Annotated in this window: 17 protein-coding genes; 10 read left to right on the top strand and 7 right to left on the bottom strand. The window is 69.9% G+C overall.

The genetic code is table 11. The annotated features are described in order from the left end of the window. The coding region (locus tag ABEA24_RS51330) for a lipoyl synthase (RefSeq protein WP_486303936.1) at window positions 1-377 on the top strand (377 nt) is incomplete at its 5' end. A gap of 79 nt (window positions 378-456) precedes the next feature. On the opposite strand, the gene ABEA24_RS51325 is transcribed toward ABEA24_RS51330, so the two are convergent. Continuing rightward, window positions 457-1,767, bottom strand: coding sequence for a C39 family peptidase (locus tag ABEA24_RS51325; RefSeq protein ID WP_345443734.1), 1,311 nt, complete (start codon window positions 1,765-1,767; stop codon window positions 457-459). Window positions 1,768-1,924: 157 nt separating this feature from the next. Between ABEA24_RS51325 and ABEA24_RS51320 the strand changes: the two genes are divergently transcribed. Further along, complete coding sequence (locus ABEA24_RS51320; protein WP_345443731.1) at window positions 1,925-2,623, top strand: DUF4191 domain-containing protein; 699 nt, start codon at window positions 1,925-1,927, stop codon at window positions 2,621-2,623. Window position 2,624: 1 nt separating this feature from the next. Here ABEA24_RS51320 and ABEA24_RS51315 read toward each other — a convergent pair whose 3' ends face one another. Further along, window positions 2,625-3,089 (bottom strand): RDD family protein, encoded by a 465-nt coding sequence (locus tag ABEA24_RS51315; protein ID WP_345443728.1) that lies wholly within the window; start codon window positions 3,087-3,089, stop codon window positions 2,625-2,627. A gap of 136 nt (window positions 3,090-3,225) precedes the next feature. On the opposite strand from ABEA24_RS51315, the gene glnA reads away from it, so the two are divergent. Further along, window positions 3,226-4,650 carry a type I glutamate--ammonia ligase gene (gene glnA, locus ABEA24_RS51310; RefSeq protein WP_345443725.1) on the top strand — a complete coding sequence of 475 codons (1,425 nt, stop codon included), beginning with the start codon at window positions 3,226-3,228 and terminating at the stop codon, window positions 4,648-4,650. 201 nt (window positions 4,651-4,851) lie between these two features. Here the strand turns inward: glnA and ABEA24_RS51305 are convergent, their stop codons facing one another. The 3 genes from ABEA24_RS51305 to ABEA24_RS51295 form a co-directional block, all read right to left on the bottom strand. Next, window positions 4,852-7,248, bottom strand: a complete 2,397-nt coding sequence (locus ABEA24_RS51305; RefSeq protein ID WP_345443723.1) for an MFS transporter — start codon at window positions 7,246-7,248, stop codon at window positions 4,852-4,854. Between the two features lie 294 nt (window positions 7,249-7,542). After that, complete coding sequence (locus ABEA24_RS51300) at window positions 7,543-7,965, bottom strand: tautomerase family protein (protein WP_345443720.1); 423 nt, start codon at window positions 7,963-7,965, stop codon at window positions 7,543-7,545. A 46-nt stretch (window positions 7,966-8,011) separates the two neighbouring features. Continuing rightward, window positions 8,012-8,713, bottom strand: coding sequence for an SDR family oxidoreductase (locus ABEA24_RS51295; RefSeq protein WP_345443718.1), 702 nt, complete (start codon window positions 8,711-8,713; stop codon window positions 8,012-8,014). Window positions 8,714-8,831: 118 nt separating this feature from the next. On the opposite strand from ABEA24_RS51295, the gene ABEA24_RS51290 reads away from it, so the two are divergent. From ABEA24_RS51290 to ABEA24_RS51260, 7 genes are all read left to right on the top strand, one after another. Continuing rightward, window positions 8,832-9,323, top strand: a complete 492-nt coding sequence (locus tag ABEA24_RS51290) for a winged helix-turn-helix transcriptional regulator (protein ID WP_345443715.1) — start codon at window positions 8,832-8,834, stop codon at window positions 9,321-9,323. 249 nt (window positions 9,324-9,572) lie between these two features. Next, complete coding sequence (locus ABEA24_RS51285) at window positions 9,573-9,740, top strand: hypothetical protein (RefSeq protein ID WP_345443713.1); 168 nt, start codon at window positions 9,573-9,575, stop codon at window positions 9,738-9,740. An 82-nt stretch (window positions 9,741-9,822) separates the two neighbouring features. After that, the gene (locus ABEA24_RS51280) at window positions 9,823-10,320 is read left to right on the top strand and encodes an HAD domain-containing protein (RefSeq protein ID WP_345443711.1); all 498 of its coding nucleotides are present in this window, start codon (window positions 9,823-9,825) and stop codon (window positions 10,318-10,320) included. A gap of 26 nt (window positions 10,321-10,346) precedes the next feature. Then, on the top strand, window positions 10,347-10,754 hold the full coding sequence (locus tag ABEA24_RS51275) for an OsmC family protein (protein ID WP_345443708.1): 408 nt from the start codon (window positions 10,347-10,349) through the stop codon (window positions 10,752-10,754). A gap of 274 nt (window positions 10,755-11,028) precedes the next feature. Further along, window positions 11,029-11,820 carry a class I SAM-dependent methyltransferase gene (locus ABEA24_RS51270; protein WP_345443706.1) on the top strand — a complete coding sequence of 264 codons (792 nt, stop codon included), beginning with the start codon at window positions 11,029-11,031 and terminating at the stop codon, window positions 11,818-11,820. Window positions 11,821-11,926: 106 nt separating this feature from the next. After that, complete coding sequence (locus ABEA24_RS51265; protein WP_345443704.1) at window positions 11,927-12,760, top strand: phosphatase PAP2 family protein; 834 nt, start codon at window positions 11,927-11,929, stop codon at window positions 12,758-12,760. A gap of 13 nt (window positions 12,761-12,773) precedes the next feature. Next, window positions 12,774-13,658: a phosphatase PAP2 family protein gene (locus ABEA24_RS51260; protein WP_345443701.1), complete on the top strand. Its 885-nt coding sequence runs from the start codon at window positions 12,774-12,776 to the stop codon at window positions 13,656-13,658. 19 nt (window positions 13,659-13,677) lie between these two features. On the opposite strand, the gene ABEA24_RS51255 is transcribed toward ABEA24_RS51260, so the two are convergent. Next, window positions 13,678-14,742, bottom strand: a complete 1,065-nt coding sequence (locus ABEA24_RS51255; protein ID WP_345443698.1) for a cobalamin-independent methionine synthase II family protein — start codon at window positions 14,740-14,742, stop codon at window positions 13,678-13,680. A gap of 90 nt (window positions 14,743-14,832) precedes the next feature. Next, the gene (locus ABEA24_RS51250; RefSeq protein WP_345443695.1) at window positions 14,833-16,356 is read right to left on the bottom strand and encodes a N,N-dimethylformamidase beta subunit family domain-containing protein; all 1,524 of its coding nucleotides are present in this window, start codon (window positions 16,354-16,356) and stop codon (window positions 14,833-14,835) included. Between the last annotated feature and the right edge of the window lie 82 nt (window positions 16,357-16,438).

The following is a 16,438-nucleotide window of genomic DNA, read 5'->3' as shown; positions in this document are numbered from 1 at the left end:
CCCGGATCTTCAAACGCATCCGCCCCGGCTTCCGCTACGAACGCTCCCTGAGCGTCCTCACCGCCGCCAGGGAGGCGGGCCTGGTCACCAAGTCCAACCTCATCCTGGGGATGGGCGAGACCCGCGAGGAGGTCTCCGAGGCGATGCGGGACCTGCATGAGGCCGGGTGTGAGCTGCTGACCATCACCCAGTACCTGCGTCCCTCCCCCCGCCACCACCCGGTCGAACGCTGGGTCAAACCCGAGGAGTTCATCGAGCTGAAGGACGAGGCCGACCAGATCGGCTTCGCCGGGGTGATGTCCGGACCGCTGGTGCGTTCCAGCTACCGCGCCGGCCGCCTCTACCAGCAGGCCATCACCGCCCGCCAGGCCCACTAGGGCTCAAAAGAGGAACGCCCCGGCACGAGGCCGGGGCGTTCCCCTCTTCCGGGGGGACAGAAGTCTCAGGGGCGCGACGTCACCAGTTCTTGTCGAGTCGGGGGACGTTCGGCGGGAGCCGGTGGCCGTGCGGGTACATGACGTAGGCGATGCCTCCACTGGAGGAGCTGCGCAGCCAGACGTTCTCGAAGTTGGCGCGCGGGTAGACGTGGCGCACGGCCGCGTCGGAGGGTGACGCCGGGTCGTTGATGATCGGGTCCCCGCTCTTGGTGAACCCGACGACCACGAACAGGTGGCCGTTCGTGCTGTAGCCGGCGCCCGGCATCTCGGCCGCCTTGAACGACTGCGAGGTCACGACGGGGATGCCGGCCTTGATGAACTGCTCGAGTTCGGCGACCGTGCGCAGCCGCGTCACGAAGCCGTTCAGGCCGAACCGCCCGGCGTACGCGGGGTTGAACGGCCAGTTCCCGGCGCCCTGGTAGTTGTAGTCGTAGGTGTTGCGGGCGGCGTGGTCCACCTGCGGGTCGGCGTACGACTGGTCGACCCAGGACAGGTCGTGCTTCGACGGCCCGCGCTTCCAGTACGCGACGACCATGGACGTCGAGGTCGGGCTGCACCACGCCTCGCCGCCGTTGTCGTACTCGGGGTACTGCCCCTTGTGGATCTCCTGGGAGTAGGACGGGACCTTCAGCTCGATGCCCTCCGCGCCGCCGAGCGGGCTGACCGGCACCGCCGTACGGGACGGCAGCAGCGAGGCCATCGCGCCGACCGAGCGCAGCACGGGCCGTACGTGCTTTCCGGGCAGCCGGTAGAGCGTCACGCGCAGCTGGTAGGAGGTCAGGGAGTTCTTGGCGACGAAGGTGTCGATGTCGACGTTGCCGTCGTCGTCCTTCTGCCCCGGCACCGACGTGCGGTGGATGTCGCCGCCCGCCTTCGGGTCGTCGGCGGCCCAGCGGCCCATGACGTACCACTTGGTGTCGGCGCCCGCGCCCGTGTGCCCGCGCATCTCCACCTGCAGCCAGCTGCCGTGCGGGGTGCTCGCGGTCCAGGACGCGACCAGTTGGCTCGCGCCGAAGCCGATCGGCACGGTCGGGGAGGTCCAGCGGGCGTAGTCCCAGGTCTTGGTGCCGCCGCCGTACGGGTCGGCGTAGGTGGTCGTGCCGACCGGGTGCGCGATCGTCAGGGCGCCGGCCCCGTACGGACGGACGCCCTCCGAGGAGCCGTTCGCGAAGTCGCGGGCCGACGTCCACTGGTGATACGCGACGCGCGGCTGATCGGCGGCGCTCACCTCGGCCGAACCGGTCGCCGGGGTCGCCGCCACCGTGGCGAGACCGACGGATATGAGGAGCGGAACCTTCCATGCCGAGGCACGGACATCGGACCAGGCCATGACGACTCCAAGAGCAGCGGGAACCTGCTTCGGGACGCTAGGACGGCACACTCGATCATGTCAACGCTTTACGGGCCCTGTGGCTGGATCGAAATTTGTTAACGACCGGCATGGCCCGCTTTCGACTCGGTACCCGATCCCTCGTATCCTTCCATCCATGGCAAAGAAGCCCCAGGACGGCGCGCAGGACGAGCGCCCCGGTCGCCTCAAGCAGATCCGCATGGTCGCCTCGTTGGTCCACCAGGCCAACCCGAAGGCGATGCCGATCGTCTTCGCGGCGGCGATCGGCACACTCGTCCTCTTCGTGATCCTCGGGCTGGTCCTCGGCCAGGCGCTGTTCATGATCCCGCTGGGCGTCCTGGTCGCGATCGCCGTCGGCATGATCATCTTCGGCCAGGTGGCGCAGCGCACCCAGTACTCCATGATCGAAGGGCAGCCGGGCGCCGCCGCGTCCCTCGTGGAGAACATGCGGGGCCGCTGGGTCGTCACCCCCGCCGTCCAGGCCAACCGCAACATGGACGTCGTGCACCGGGTCATCGGCCAGCCCGGCGTGATCCTGCTCTCCGAGGGGCCGCGCTCGCGCGTCGGCAAGCTCATCGGCGCCGAGAAGAAGCGCATCTCCCGCGCCGCCTCCGAGGTGCCGATCTACGACATCCAGGTCGGCACGGAAGACGGACAGATCCCGATCAGCAAGCTGCAGCGTCACCTGACCAGGCTCCCGCGCAACCTCAAGAAGGACCAGGTCAGCGAGCTGATCGACCGGCTCAACGCGCTGCCGCAGGCGATGCAGATGCCCAAGGGCCCGATCCCGAGGGGCGCCCGCACACCGAAGGGCCCCAAGCCCCGTACGCGTTAGGTCAGCGGCGTACGACGACGCCGGCGGCCGCGCGGTCGTGCAGGCCGCGGTAGTCCCGGTCCCAGATCAGCGCGGGCACGACCAGCACCAGGAGCAGCGCCCGCACGAACGCCCAGAGCGGGCCCAGCGGTCGGCCGTCCGTACGGACGACGCGCAGCCCGCACAGCGCCTTGCCCGCCGTCGTGCCGATGAGGCCGGTGAGCAGCCACGTCAGCACGCCGAACACCCCGAGCGTGAGGAGGCTGCGGGCCTGCGCGCTCCAGTGCAGCGCGCCCGCCAGAGCGGTGGCGACGAGCAGGGCGATCAGCCAGTCGATCGCCAGGGCCCCGAGCCGCCGGCCGTACCCCGCGACGGAGCCCGCCCCCTCCTGGGGAAGGCCGAGGCGCTCCCCCGGGTACCCGAGATCCACGCCCGCCGCGCGGGCCCCTTCGATCCACGATCCGGCCGAGCGCCGACGTCCACTCATACCCCCAAAGTTATCCGGGCAACCCCGCCGAGCCGACTCCAGGCCCGCCGTAACACACGCGAAACACATGGGACATGGCATGGAAACCGCGGGCACCTAGCGTTCTAAACGCAAAAAAGCGCCCCAAGGAGGTTGGATGTTCAACAGCGCCGAAGAGGTCCTGTCCTTCATCAGGAACGAAGGGGTGCAGTTCGTCGATGTCAGGTTCACGGACCTGCCGGGCACGACGCAGCACTTCACGTTCCCGGTGGAGAACTTCGGAGAGAACGTCTTCACCGACGGGCTGATGTTCGACGGTTCCTCCATCCGTGGGTTCCAGGAGATCCACGAGTCGGACATGCTGCTGCTGCCGGACCCGTCGACGGCTGTGCTCGACCCGTTCCGCCAGCACAAGACGCTGAACATCACGTTCTTCGTCCACGACCCGCTGACCGGCGAGCCGTACAGCCGTGACCCGCGCAACGTCGCCCGCAAGGCACAGGACTACCTGCGCGGCACCGGCATTGCGGACACGGCGTTCTTCGGCCCGGAGGCGGAGTTCTACATCTTCGACGACGTGCGCTTCGAGACGAAGCAGCACGAGTCCTACTTCCACATCGACTCCATCGAGGGCGCGTGGAACACCGGCCGCAAGGAGGAAGGCGGCAACCTCGGCTACAAGCCGCGGTACAAGGGCGGCTACTTCCCGGTGCCGCCGATGGACCACTTCACCGACCTGCGGTCGGAGATGGTCCGCCAGCTCATCGAGTGCGGCATCGAGACCGAGATGCAGCACCACGAGGTCGGCACGGCCGGTCAGGCGGAGATCGACATCAAGTTCGACACGCTGCTGACCATGGCCGACAAGATGATGCTCTACAAGTACATCGTGAAGAGCGTCGCCCGGGGGGCCGGCAAGACGGTCACCTTCATGCCCAAGCCGATCTTCGGTGACAACGGCTCCGGCATGCACTGCCACCAGTCGCTGTGGAAGGACGGCTCGCCGCTCTTCTACGACGAGGTCGGCTACGCGGGCCTGTCCGACATGGGCCGCTACTACATCGGCGGTCTGCTCAAGCACGCCCCGTCGCTGCTGGCCTTCACCAACCCGACGGTGAACTCCTACCACCGCCTGGTCCCGGGCTACGAGGCGCCGGTCAACCTGGTCTACTCCCAGCGCAACCGCTCGGCCTGCGTCCGCATCCCGATCACGGGGTCGAACCCGAAGGCCAAGCGCCTGGAGTTCCGGGTGCCGGACCCGTCCGCCAACCCGTACCTCGCGTTCGCGGCCATGCTGATGGCCGGCCTCGACGGCATCAAGAACAAGGTCGAGCCGCCGGAGCCGGTGGACAAGGACCTGTACGAGCTGCCGCCGGAGGAGGCCCGCAACATCCCGCAGGTGCCGGGCTCGCTGGAGGCCGTCCTCAACGCGCTCGAGGCCGACCACGACTATCTCCTCGAGGGCGGCGTGTTCACGCCCGACCTCATCGAGACGTGGATCGCCTACAAGCGCGAGAACGAGCTGGACCCGATCCGGCTCCGCCCGCACCCGCACGAGTTCGAGCTCTACTACGACGTGTGATCAGGGGGGATGTGCTCACCTGGTAAGACATCAGGTGACCTCCCTCTGAGTCCGCACAGAGTCCACAGAACCGGCCCGGTCCGCCAGCACAGCATCCACGGCGGACCGGGTCGATTCGTCTTTGTCGAGCCAAAGGTGCCCGTAAACGTCGAGCGTCGTCTTGGCCAACGCGTGCCGGACGCGAGGCCGCCGGGCAACCGCCTACTCGGTGCTGAGGTCGAGGTCTGGATGGCCGAGCCATACGTCGTGCGCGTCCTCACCGCGGCCGTCCAGGATGACCGCACTGGCCACCGGTGAGTAACCGGAGGCCACGACGGTGTACTGGCCGCCGGTCAGGTCGGCGAAGGCGTACTCCCCGTCCGGACCCGTGATCACGACTCCGACCTCCTTCCCGGCGGCGTCCAGCAGCGCAACCCGGACATCGGACAGCGCGCCGCGTCCGGTGGCTCGCACCGTGCCGCGGAGCCAGGCGCCTGCCAGCAACTGGACATCCTGGCGGGTCTGGTCGATGCCGACCTCGACGATGATCGCGGACGGCCGATGCGCGGCGGCGCTGACGGCCAGCGTGTAAGTTCCCGCCGCTATCCGCCTGACGGCGTAGCCGCCATCGGCGTCGGTCGTGTCGGCCGCGACGACCTCGCCAGATGCATCGGTCACCACGACCATTGCGTCCCGCACCGGTTCGCCGTCCACATCACGGACGGTGCCGACGAGCCTGTCGGCGCCGATGAGCACCGGATCGAAGTCGGTCGGCTGGTCGCCGGTCACCACGGTGGCGGCCCGCGGTTCGTGGTCACCCGCCGACGCGATCAGCACATAGGCACCGGTGCTCGGCGTCGGCACCTCGTACCGGCCGTCGGTTGACGTGGTTGCGCGGCCGATCTGATGACCGCGGACGTCGATCAGCGTGAGCGCGGCGTGGGCCACCGGCACGCCGTTGGCATCGCGGACGAACCCGCGGATCACTCCGCCATGCTGAGCGTCCTCGCCACCTACGGAGCCGTACACGACCTTCGGGGCCTGCGGGTCCATGCCGGCAAAGACCGGTTCCTGCTCGCTTTGGTGGTCGTGGCGGCCTCGCGCACCCGCCTCCCCGATCGATGCGGACGCGCCCATGCCGACGGCGGTGGTGGCTTCCTTGTTCACCGGGTTGGTGGTGTGGGGCCGGTTGTTCACGAAGACGAAGGCGATGAGTGCTGCGCAGAGGAAGACCGCCGCGATGACGGTCATCCCGGCGTGGATGCCGGAGGTGAAGGCGTCGCCGACCGCAGCGGTCACATTCGGCGGGGCGGTTCCCTGACCGGTGCCGCTGGAAGCGGCCTGCTCGACGGCCGGCCAGGCGGCCTGGGGAACATGGTGGGAGCCGAGCCGGCCTGGCAGTTGGGACGCGAACCGGCCGGCGAGCAACGCGCCCAGCAGTGATGAGCCCATGACCGATCCGACCTGGCGGAAGGCGTTGACGGCCCCGGAGGCCATGCCGGCGCGTTCGTGGGAGACGCTGACCAGTGCCGCGGCCGTGCTGGGGGCCGCTACCAGCCCGCATGCGGCTCCGAAGAGCGCGTACAGCCACCACACGTGGGTGTAGGGAGTGCCTGGGTCCTGGGTGGTGAGTCCGAAAGCGCCCCCCGCTCCCAGGAGCAGACCGAGGGTGAGGGGCAGTTTGAAGCCGGTGTGGCGGATGACTCGTCCGGTCACGTAGGCGACGACGACGTAGACCCCGAAGAACGCCAGCATGCGCCAGCCCACCTCCAGGCCGGTCAGGCGCTGGACGCGCTCGTAGTAGAGCACCGACAGGATGGCGACGCCGGTGAAGCCGAAGAGCGAGACGGCCGCGATGAACATGACGGCGCTGAAGGAGGCCGAGCGGAACAAGGTGATGTCCAGCAGCGGTGTGGTGCTGGCCCGCTCGACCAGGACGAAGCCGATGAGGGCAGCGGCCGCGATGATCCAGGCGGTGAGGATGCGGGTGCTGGTGTAGCCGTCGTGTCCGCCTTCGATGATGGCGTAGACCAGGCCGGCGATGCCGAGGATGCCCAGAAGCTGGCCGGGGATGTCGAGCTTGCCGCCGGGGCTGCGGGATTCAGTGACGAAAGCGGCGACGGCGATGGTGACGACGCCCAGGGCGGCGGTGGACAGGAAGACGGTGTTCCAACGGAAGTGATCGAGGAGTACTCCGGCGATCAGCGGGCCGACCGCGAGTCCGATGCCGGATGATGCCACCCAGGCGGTGACGACTTCGGTGCGCCGGTGGGGGTCGGGGAAGGTGGCGCCCAGGATGGCGAGGCTGTTGGGCAGGATGAGGGCGCCACCGACACCGGAGATGAACTGACCGGCGATGACGGTTCCGGTCGAGCCGGCGGCGTAGACGGTGAGCGATCCAATGATCATGATCGCGGCGCCGGTCAGGAAGGCCCGTTTGCGGCCGTAGCGGTTACCGATGGTGCCCGCGGACATGACCAGGCTCGCCACGAGCAGGCTGTAGGCCGAGGGGATCCAGACCAGGCTGGTCGGGGCGACGTGCAGATCGTCCTGGATGGCCGACAGGGCCGTCACCGATGCGGTGATCAGCAGGAAGGTCATCATGCTGCCCAGGCACATCGCGATGAGTGTGAAGGCCTCCGAGAGCCGATGCGAACCGCCGCCTCGGGGGGGCCGGGCGTCGGCTCGCCGGCCTGCTCGCGGGGACGCGCCTGTGGGCCGGGCCACGGCGTCGGCGGGGTTGGAGGGCATGGCTTTCTCGTTTCGGTCGAGCTACGGGTAGCGAGCCGCGACATCGTCGGCGAGTTGGCGGTGGCTGTTTCGACGTGACCCTGGGAGTCGCCATCTGACACAGGCGCGTCCTGAGGTCCCGCGGCGCCCTGGACCGGTCGGGAGAGCGCCGTGGGAGTCCGGTCAGTAGGGGATCGGGCGGTTCTCCCTCACCCAGTGCTGCTCGGCGTCGCTCCCCGACGGGGGCGGCGCGATTCCGTCCGTCATCCAGAGCTCCCGGGGCGTTTCGTCGACGTGGAACTCGCAGTACAGGCCGCGGTCCTTGGTGTGGGGGGCGAGCAGCCGGGCGAGGGCCTCGCCGGTCCGCTTGCGCGCGGCCGGGTCAACGGCGTGCCGGGCGATGTGCTCGACCACGAAGCGCACGGCGTTCTGCGAGGGCTCGCCGCCGATGTAGAAGGAGGACGCGTCGATCTCGTGGAAGAGCGTGACGACGTAGAACTTCGGCAGCCCGCGGTCGGTGTAGAACCCGGTGATGTCGTCGGCGAGTTGCTGCTTCTGCTGCGGGGTGTAGGTGCCGGGCGGGTGGTAGACGTGCCAGAGCGGCATGATTTTCTCCCAGGTCGGGTCGGGTGGAGCGCGGAGAGCGCTTCGGTCAGCGGCCGATGCCGAGGGTGAGGCCCTCCACGGGGCCGGAGAGCGCGGACTTGATCTTGCGGGTGACGTCGTCGACGAGCACTTCGCTGTCGCCGCGTTCGACGCCGTCCAGGACGATGCGGGCGACGTCGTCGGCGGAGATCTTCTGGACGGGGATGGCCGAGACCATGTCGGTGTCCGCGAAGCCCAGGTGGACGCCGACGACCTGCGTGTTCTGCGCGGCGAGCTCGATGCGCAGGGAGTTCGTCAGGGACCACAGCGCGGCCTTCGAGGCTCCGTAGCCGCCGCCTCCGGCCGACCAGGACAGCAGCGAGTGCATGTCGACCAGGACGCCGCCGCCGTTGTTCGCCAGCACCGGGGCGAATGCCTGAGCGATGCGCAGCGGGCCGAAGACGTTGGTGTCGAACATGTCCTTGACCTGCGTGAGGTCCGACGTGAGCAGCGGCGCTCGGTACAGGACACCGGCGTTGTTGAAGACCGTGTCGACATCCCTGGCGCGCTCGGCCAGGGCGGCGACCGAGGCGTCGTCGGTGACATCCAGGGCGAGGACCTCTACCCGCTCATCGTGGCTCGGGCCGGGCTTGCGCGCGGTGGCGTAGACCTTCTTCGCCCCCCGGGCCAGCAGCTCTTCGACGAACGCCTTGCCGATGCCGCGCTGACCTCCGGTGACCAGGGCGACAGAACCTTCGATCGCAGTCATGTGCGTTCTCCTCGACATGTACGGGCGGCCTGCACGGCCACCTGGCTAATGCTGACGAAAGTCAGTTACGACGTTATAACCCTAACTTGCATCCACGCAAGTCAGGTACGATTGCGACATGAGTGACCTGTTGGAGGATCGCGACACCTGGTCCATGGCCAACTGCTCGATCGCCCGTGCCCTGGCGGTCGTCGGCACCAAGTCGGCGCTGCTGATCATGCGGGAGGCCTTCTTCGGCACGCGCAGATTCGACGACTTCGCGCGGCGGGTGGGCATCGGCGAGCCCGCCACCGCGGCCCGCCTGAAGGAACTGACCGCCGCGGGACTGCTGGAGCGCTTCCCCTACCAGGAGCCCGGCCAGCGGACCCGCTCTGCCTACCGGCTGACCGCGAAGGGCCGCGACCTGTATCCCGTGATCATGGCGCTGCGGCAGTGGGGCGACGCCTGGGCCAGTGACGAGCAAGGACCGCCGCTGACCGTCCGCCACCGGGACTGCGGCGCCCCCGTACACGCCGTACTACGCTGCGAAAACGGCCACGACATCACCCCCGGGGACTCGGTCGTCGACGCGGGCCCAGGCCTGATCCGCACCGACCCCGAGAGCGCCTGACCACGCAGCGAGGCGAGCCTTGGCGAGCTTTCGCCGAGATTCTTCGTGCCTCCGGCAACGGCGATCCACGGCGCTGACGATGCCGCCCCTTCCGCCCGGCTCAAGCGCCGTCGGCAATGCCGTTCACCCGGCTCGCCGCGGGCCGCCTCGTGGTGAACCCGGGGAGCGTCGGCATGCCGTACGGACGGGCCGGGGGCCCACTGGGCGCTGCTCGGGCCCGGTGTCGAGCTGCGCCGTACGCTGCTGGACGTGGAGGCGGCGGTCGCCCGCGTCGCCGCGGACTCGGCCTTCGAGCAGGCTGCGGAATGGGCCGATTACTGCCTCAATGCCCGGTGCACCGAGGAGGACGCCTTCGCGATCTTCGTGCCGCGCGAAGGCCGCGGCGAGGGTCACGACGGCGGGACCGCTCGATGGTGACGTGCCACCCACCGGAATTGATCGATCGTTCTTCCGGCGGGCACTGGTCCGGACCGGGGGGACTGGAATAGCGTCCGAAGTCATGGACACGCCGCTGGTGCTGCTCGACGTGGACGGTGTTCTCAATCCCCTACAACGCTCCCCCGGTTATCAGCGGTACCGTGCCTCGCCCAACGGCGTCGTCTACCGGCTGCTGCTCAATCCCGCGCACGGGCCGCTGCTCACCGGGCTCGCGGCGGACATGGGCGCGGAGATCGTGTGGGCGACCTACTGGACGGACGCGGCCAACGACTGGATCGGCCCGCGGGTCGGGCTTCCCCAGCTGCGGCACGTTCCGATCCCGCCGCACGACCCGGAGTTCTCGCTCGGGGCGTGGAAGGCCCGGCACGTGGCCGCCTGGGTCGGCGCTCGGCCGTTCGTGTGGCTGGAGGACGAGCCCGACGTCCCTGAGGTGCTCGCCGAGGACTCCGGGCTGGGCCCGTACCTCATCGTCCCGGTGGATCCGCTGCACGGGCTCACCGAGACGCACGTCGCCCAGGCGCGTACGTGGCTGGAACAACTCACCGGGGACCATGGTTAGTGGTCAGGGACTACAGAGGAGGGGCCATGGCTTCGGTTCGGGTGGAGCGCACCGACGACGGGGGCTTCGTCGCCCGTAACGACCGCGGCGCGGAGGTCGCCTTCGGCGACGCCGGCCAGGACGGCGTCTTCACCCCGGTGGAGCTGCTGCTCGCCGCGCTCGGCGGCTGCGAGATCGTGACGGTGGAGCCGCTGACCGCCAAGCGCGGCCATCGGTTGGTGAAGCTCGCCGCGACCGTGGCGGCGGAGAAGGTCGCGCCGACCAAGCTCGGCACGATCACCGTCACGTACGACGTGGAGCTCCCGGAGGGGGACGAGAAGGCCGCGCAGGTCTTCGCCGACGTGGCGCACCGCGTGCACGAGAACCACTGCACGGTCGGCCGCGCGCTGCGCGAGGAGACCCCCTCCGAGCAGGTGCTGCCCGAGCTGTCCTGAGCCGGTCGCCGGGACGCTCAGGGCGCGCTCCCGGCTCGGTAGCCGGTCGCCGAGACACTCGGGATGAGCGCCACGGCGCCGGCACGACGCGGCGGCCTCGGTCCGGTAGCCGGTCGCCGAGACGCTCGGGGCGAGCGCCACAGCGCCGGCACGACGCGGCGCCACCGGCTCGGTAGCCGGTCGCCGAGCGGCTCGGGGTGAGCGCCGCGGCGTCTGCGCGACACGGCGGCCCCGGCTCGGTCACGGCACCGTGCGGGGGCCGTATCGTGTGGCCGTGGACGCCCTCGAGCGGTGGCGGCGCGCCGTCGCCGCGTGGAACGCCTCCGGCGGGCCGCGGGTGCGCCGGGAGGCTCGGCCGGCGGACGCGGAGACCGCCGTCCCGCCCGGCAGCCGGTCGTTCGCCCGGGAGCGGGAGGCGCTGCCCGATCAGGGCACCGTGCTGGACGTCGGCTGCGGCTCCGGCGGCGCCTCTCTTCCGCTCGCCGGACACGCCGGTCTGATCGTCGGTCTGGACCGCGAGGAGCACCTGCTGGCCGCGCTGCGCCGCAACGCCGAGAGCGTGGGGGTGCCGGTCCGGACCGTACGCGGCTCGTGGCCGGAGGCCGAGGCGCCACCGGCGGATCTGGTGGTCTGCCACCACGTGCTGTACGGCGCGGCGGACCTGGCGCCGTTCGCCGCGGCGCTCACCGGGCACGCCCGCCTCCGGGTCGTCATCGAGATCCCCGAGCGGCATCCGCAGCACGCGCTGAGCCCGCTGTGGGAGAGGTTCCACGGCGTCGTACGGCCCGCGCCGCCGACGGCGGCCGACGCGGCGGAGGCGCTCCGCGCCGCCGGTGTGCACCCTCAAGTGGAGACGTGGGTGGACGAGCAGGGATGGGGCGGCTACCCCGACCTGGCCGCCCTCGCGGACCGGGTGCGCCGTCGCCTGGACCTGCCGCCCGAGCGGACGGACGAGGTGACGGCCGCGTTGCTCGAGCTCGGCGTGGACCCCCGCCCGCCGGGCGGGCGCGTTGCGTTTCCCGGCACGATCGGCCGTACCCTGGTCACGATCTGGTGGGACCGATAGGAGCCGGCATCCCCCCTGAGGACTAGGCCCGTACTCTCCTGGGCCGAGTCGCAGACCATTCCTGGAGATGATCACAGGAGGATGCGGCTCGTCCAAGATTGACATCATGGCCCAGCTTGCCGCCCCCCACCCCAGTCCCACACGCCGGCCGCCCACCGCCCCGTCCTCGACGTCGTCGGCGCTGCGGCTATGGCGGGAGATCGCGCTGGCCGCCGCGTTCTACTGCGCGTACACACTGGTCCGGCTGCTGATCCCGCACGACGAGCCGGCGGCGTACGCACACGCGGGGCAGATCCTGCGGCTGGAGCACGCACTGGGCATCGACGTCGAGCTGAACCTCAACCACGGCCTCATGCACGAACCGCTGCTGGCCCGGCTCGCGAACTACTTCTACGCCACCGCGCACTTCGCCGTCACGCTCACGGTGCTCGTGTGGCTCTACCGGCGGCGGCCGCAGCACTTCCACCGGCTGCGCACCTCCCTCATGCTGGCCACGGGAATCGCGCTGATCGGCTTCTGGGTGTACCCGCTGGCGCCGCCGCGCTTCCTCGGCGGGCTCGGTTTCATCGACCCGGTGACGGCATTGCACACGTTCGGCCTGTATTCGTCGCCCCAGGCGGGTTCGCTGACCAATCAGTTCGCGGCAATGCCCTCAATGCACGCGGGGTGGGCATTGTGGTGCGCGGTCGCGGTGGTGACGCTTTCGCGCCGCCCGTGGGTACGGGCGATCGCGACACTTTACCCAATCGTGACAATTTTGGTGATCTTCTCGACGGCCAATCATTACCTGCTGGACGCGGCGGTCGGCATCGTGATCACGGCCGGCGCGCTGGCCACCTGCCTGTTCCCGTATCGCAAGGTGACCGCGAGCGGACGACTGAAAGATCACAAAGTGACAAACAAGACAACGAATACCGACGGCTCACCCGTTTCGATCTGAGACCATAGGGATCATGTCGAGGTCGGCCGTTGCGCCAGTCGCCACGGGCGACACGACGGGGGCGCGCGCGGAAGGGCAGACCGCGAAACGCCCCCGCTTCTACCGTGAGATCCTGCTCATCGCGCTCTGTTACAGCGCTTACTCCCTGGTCCGCAATCTGGTGCCGCCCAACCACACGGCGGCGCTCCATCGCGGGCACGACATCCTCCACCTCGAGGGGCTGCTGCACCTCAACGTGGAGCTGTCGATCAACCGGCTCTTCACCGATGTGCGGTGGCTCGGGGTCGGCGCCAACTACTACTACGCCAGCCTGCACTTCGTCGTGACGATCGGCGTGCTCGTCTGGCTCTACCTGCGCCACCCGGAACGCTATGTGTTCTACCGGCGGCTGATCTTCGCGACGACGGTGCTGGCCCTCATCGGGTTCTGGCTGTATCCGCTCGCGCCGCCGCGCATGGTGCCCGGCTTCGTCGACACGGTGCTGACGTTCCACACCGGCGGCCTGTACGAGTCCGGCGCCTCGCCGATCGCGTCGGTGTCGAACCAGTACGCCGCCATGCCGTCATTGCACACGGGATGGTCGCTGTGGTGCGCGATCGCCATCGCCGACGTGACGCGGCCGAACAGGTTCCGGTGGCTGGTCTACTGCTATCCGGTCGCGACCGTGATCGTGATCCTGGGCACCGCGAACCACTACCTGCTCGACGCCATCGGCGGTGTCGTCACCCTGTTCGCCGGCTACGCGGCCACGCGCACGGTCCGGACGATCATCCCCCGGCTCGGCCCGGCCGCCCGTATCTTCTCCACCGACACGGGCGGCACGTCGACGGCCGCTTGGCCGGTCCCGACTTCAAGCCCCGGGCCTGCGGGCGGCGAGCGCGGTTCGACGGCCGTCTGACCGGATCTGACGCCCGGCTTCAGACCCCGAGCTTGCGGGCGGCGAGCGCCGTGCCCTCCACCCGGGCGCGGATCTTGGCGAAGGCGGTCTCCCGCGAGGTCGAGGTGTCGTCGGCGAACGGCGAGAAGCCGCAGTCGTCGCAGGTGCCCAGCCGGTCGGGCGGCACGTGGCGGGCGGCGGCGAGGACCCGCTCGCACACCTCGTCGGGCGTCTCGACCCGGGGATCGATCGGGTCGGTGACGCCGATGAACACGCGCGCCCCCTCGGGCAGGTGGTCGGCGACGACGGCCAGTGCCCGGTCCGGCCGGCTCTCACCGGCCATCTGCAGGTAGAAGGCGCCGGCCCGCAGCCGGAACAGCTTGGGCAGCAGCTCCACGTAGTCGACGTCGAGGCTGTGCGTTGAGTCCTGGTCACCGCCCGGGCAGGTGTGCACGCCGATGCGGGCCCGCTCGGCCTCGGTGAACCGCTCGAGGACCGCGTTGTTGAGCGCGATGAAGTCGTCCAGGACGCCGCCGCTGGGATCGAGCTTGAGGGACAGCCGGCCTTCGGTGAAGTCGAGCTGAACCAGGTGCGCACCCGCGTCGAGGGCGCCCCGGATGTCGGCCTCGGCCTCGTCCGCGAGGTCGGCGAGGAACCGCTCGCGGGGATAGCCGTCGAGGCCGGCGCCCGGGTAGAGCAGGCTCAGGGCGGATGGGGCGATGACGGCCTGCTTGACCGGCACGGTGGCGTGCCGGAGCGCGGCCCGGAGGTAGCGCTCGGCGTGCACCCGGTACCGGAACGGGCCCGCCGTGATGCGTGGCAATTGCCGCTGATGCCCGTCGGCGAAGGGGATGACGGCGCCGTCGCTCGCCAGATTCGAGGCTCCGTCGAGCGGATAGGTGGCGAAACTCGGCTTGGACTGCTCACCATCGGTGACGACCGGGGAGCCGATCCCCTCCAGGCGCCGGATGGTGTCGCGGACCGCCTCGTCCTGTGCCTTGCCGAGATCGGTGTCGTCGATCTCACCGGAGGCGTGGGAGCGCATCGCGGCCAGAAGCTCCGGGGGACGGGGGATGCTGCCGATCGGTTCGGTAGACATTGCCATGCGCTCAGCCTAAAAAACGGAGCGCAGCCACGCAATTACCATCCATTATCGGAATAGGACTCTGCCGAATTCAAGAATTCGGCCTAATAACTAATCGAGATCCGCGCCCTGGGCCGCGCCGAGCCCGGCCGGTTTGACCTTTTTGAGGTTGTCCCGCGCCGGATGGGACCGGCCGGCGGGACCGGCGGCGAACGCGCGCAGGACGTTCTCGGTGACCTTTGCGACGAACGACGCCGCCTTCCCGGTGACGCCGTGGCCGCAGGCGCTGCCGCGCATCGCGCAGACCCAGCGCATCGTCCCCGTGGCGAACACCCCGGCCCCGCTCTTGGCGGTGTAGTACGTCGCGTCGGAGGTCGTCGTGGACGTGCCGCACTGGACGGTGGAGTGGGCCAGCACCTCGATCGGCCGGGGCGTCGGGCCGCCCCTCGTGACCGCGTCGGACTCCGGGCCGATCACGCCGGGGAACTCCTCCCCCTCGCGGGCGCCGGTGCCCGCGAACACCCAGTTGTCCGGCCGGTACACCTTCCACGCCCCGTCGGCGGGGAAGCAGGTGTACATGATGCCGATCAGGGCGCTCTCGGGGCGGGGCTTCGGCGACAGGCGCCAGTCCTGGGTCTTCTCGGCCGGATCCTTGATCGGATCCTCCTCGGCGCTCTTGTAGCAGACGACGAGGCGGTCCGCGCCGAGGGAGGTCGCCTCGAACCGGATGTGCCGGTTCACGGCGTTGGCGCCCAGGAAGGCGATGTTCATCCCGGCGTCGCGGGCCTTCGTCGCCTCGTCGCGCATCGCGGTCGACCAGTACTCGTCGTGGCCGAGGGTCACCAGCGCCCGGGCGCCGTCGAGCAGCCGCGGGTCGTGGTGGAGGTCGTTGTCGGTCTCGTACGCGAGGGGCAGCCCGGTCTTCTCGGCGAGCGCGATGGCGGGCTGTTCGAAGGCGAGGAACTTGATCGCGCCGTTCCCGTCGTAGGGGCGGTCGAAGCTGACGGCCCGGGAGCGTCCGTCGAAGCCGCCCGGCCCCTTGTACAGGTCGCGGCCGCCCCACATGTTGTACGCCTGCCAGGTGGTCGTGCCGTTGAGGATGACGACCTTGCCCGCGGTGCTCGGCGACCGCACGGTGACCGGCACGAACCGCTGGGCTCCGGAGTCGGCGTCCAGGCGCAGCAGGTAGGAGCCCTCGGGCCAGTCCCGGGTCGCGACCGTGAGGGAGGGCTTCCACGGCGCGGTGACCGTGTGGGTGCCGCCGGTCGTCTTCGCGCCCGCCTGCTTCTGCCCGGCCTGGTGCGGCGAGGCCCACACCTTCCGCGCCTGGGCGCCGGCGTACCAGCCCATGCGGAAGGCACTGACGGTGTAGCCCTTGGCGGTCGTCGACACGAACAGCCGGAAGGACTCGCCCGGCAGCACGCTCACGCGGTCGGCGAAGCCCTCGATGGCGTGCTCGGCGCCGGCCGTGCGGACCTTCCAGTCCTTGGTGCCCGGCCGGGTGTTCTCGGCGACGGCGGGCGTGGGCGCGGACGTGGGTGCGCGGTGCCGGACCGGCGCCTTGCCGCCTCCCCCGCCGCATCCGGTCAGCAGCGCGAGAACGGCGAGAGCGGCCACGGCCCGGTTGACGATCACGCTGGATTCTCCCGCACGGCAGGCTCCGCGCAACCCGGGGTTGACCGGGCGTTAACCTTTCGGTTCGCGCCATCCCCACTGG

This window comes from Actinoallomurus vinaceus, from assembly GCF_039542055.1.
Classification (GTDB): domain Bacteria; phylum Actinomycetota; class Actinomycetes; order Streptosporangiales; family Streptosporangiaceae; genus Actinoallomurus; species Actinoallomurus vinaceus.
The sequence above is the reverse complement of the archived record's forward strand: the minus strand, read 5'-3'. Positions and strand labels throughout refer to the sequence as shown.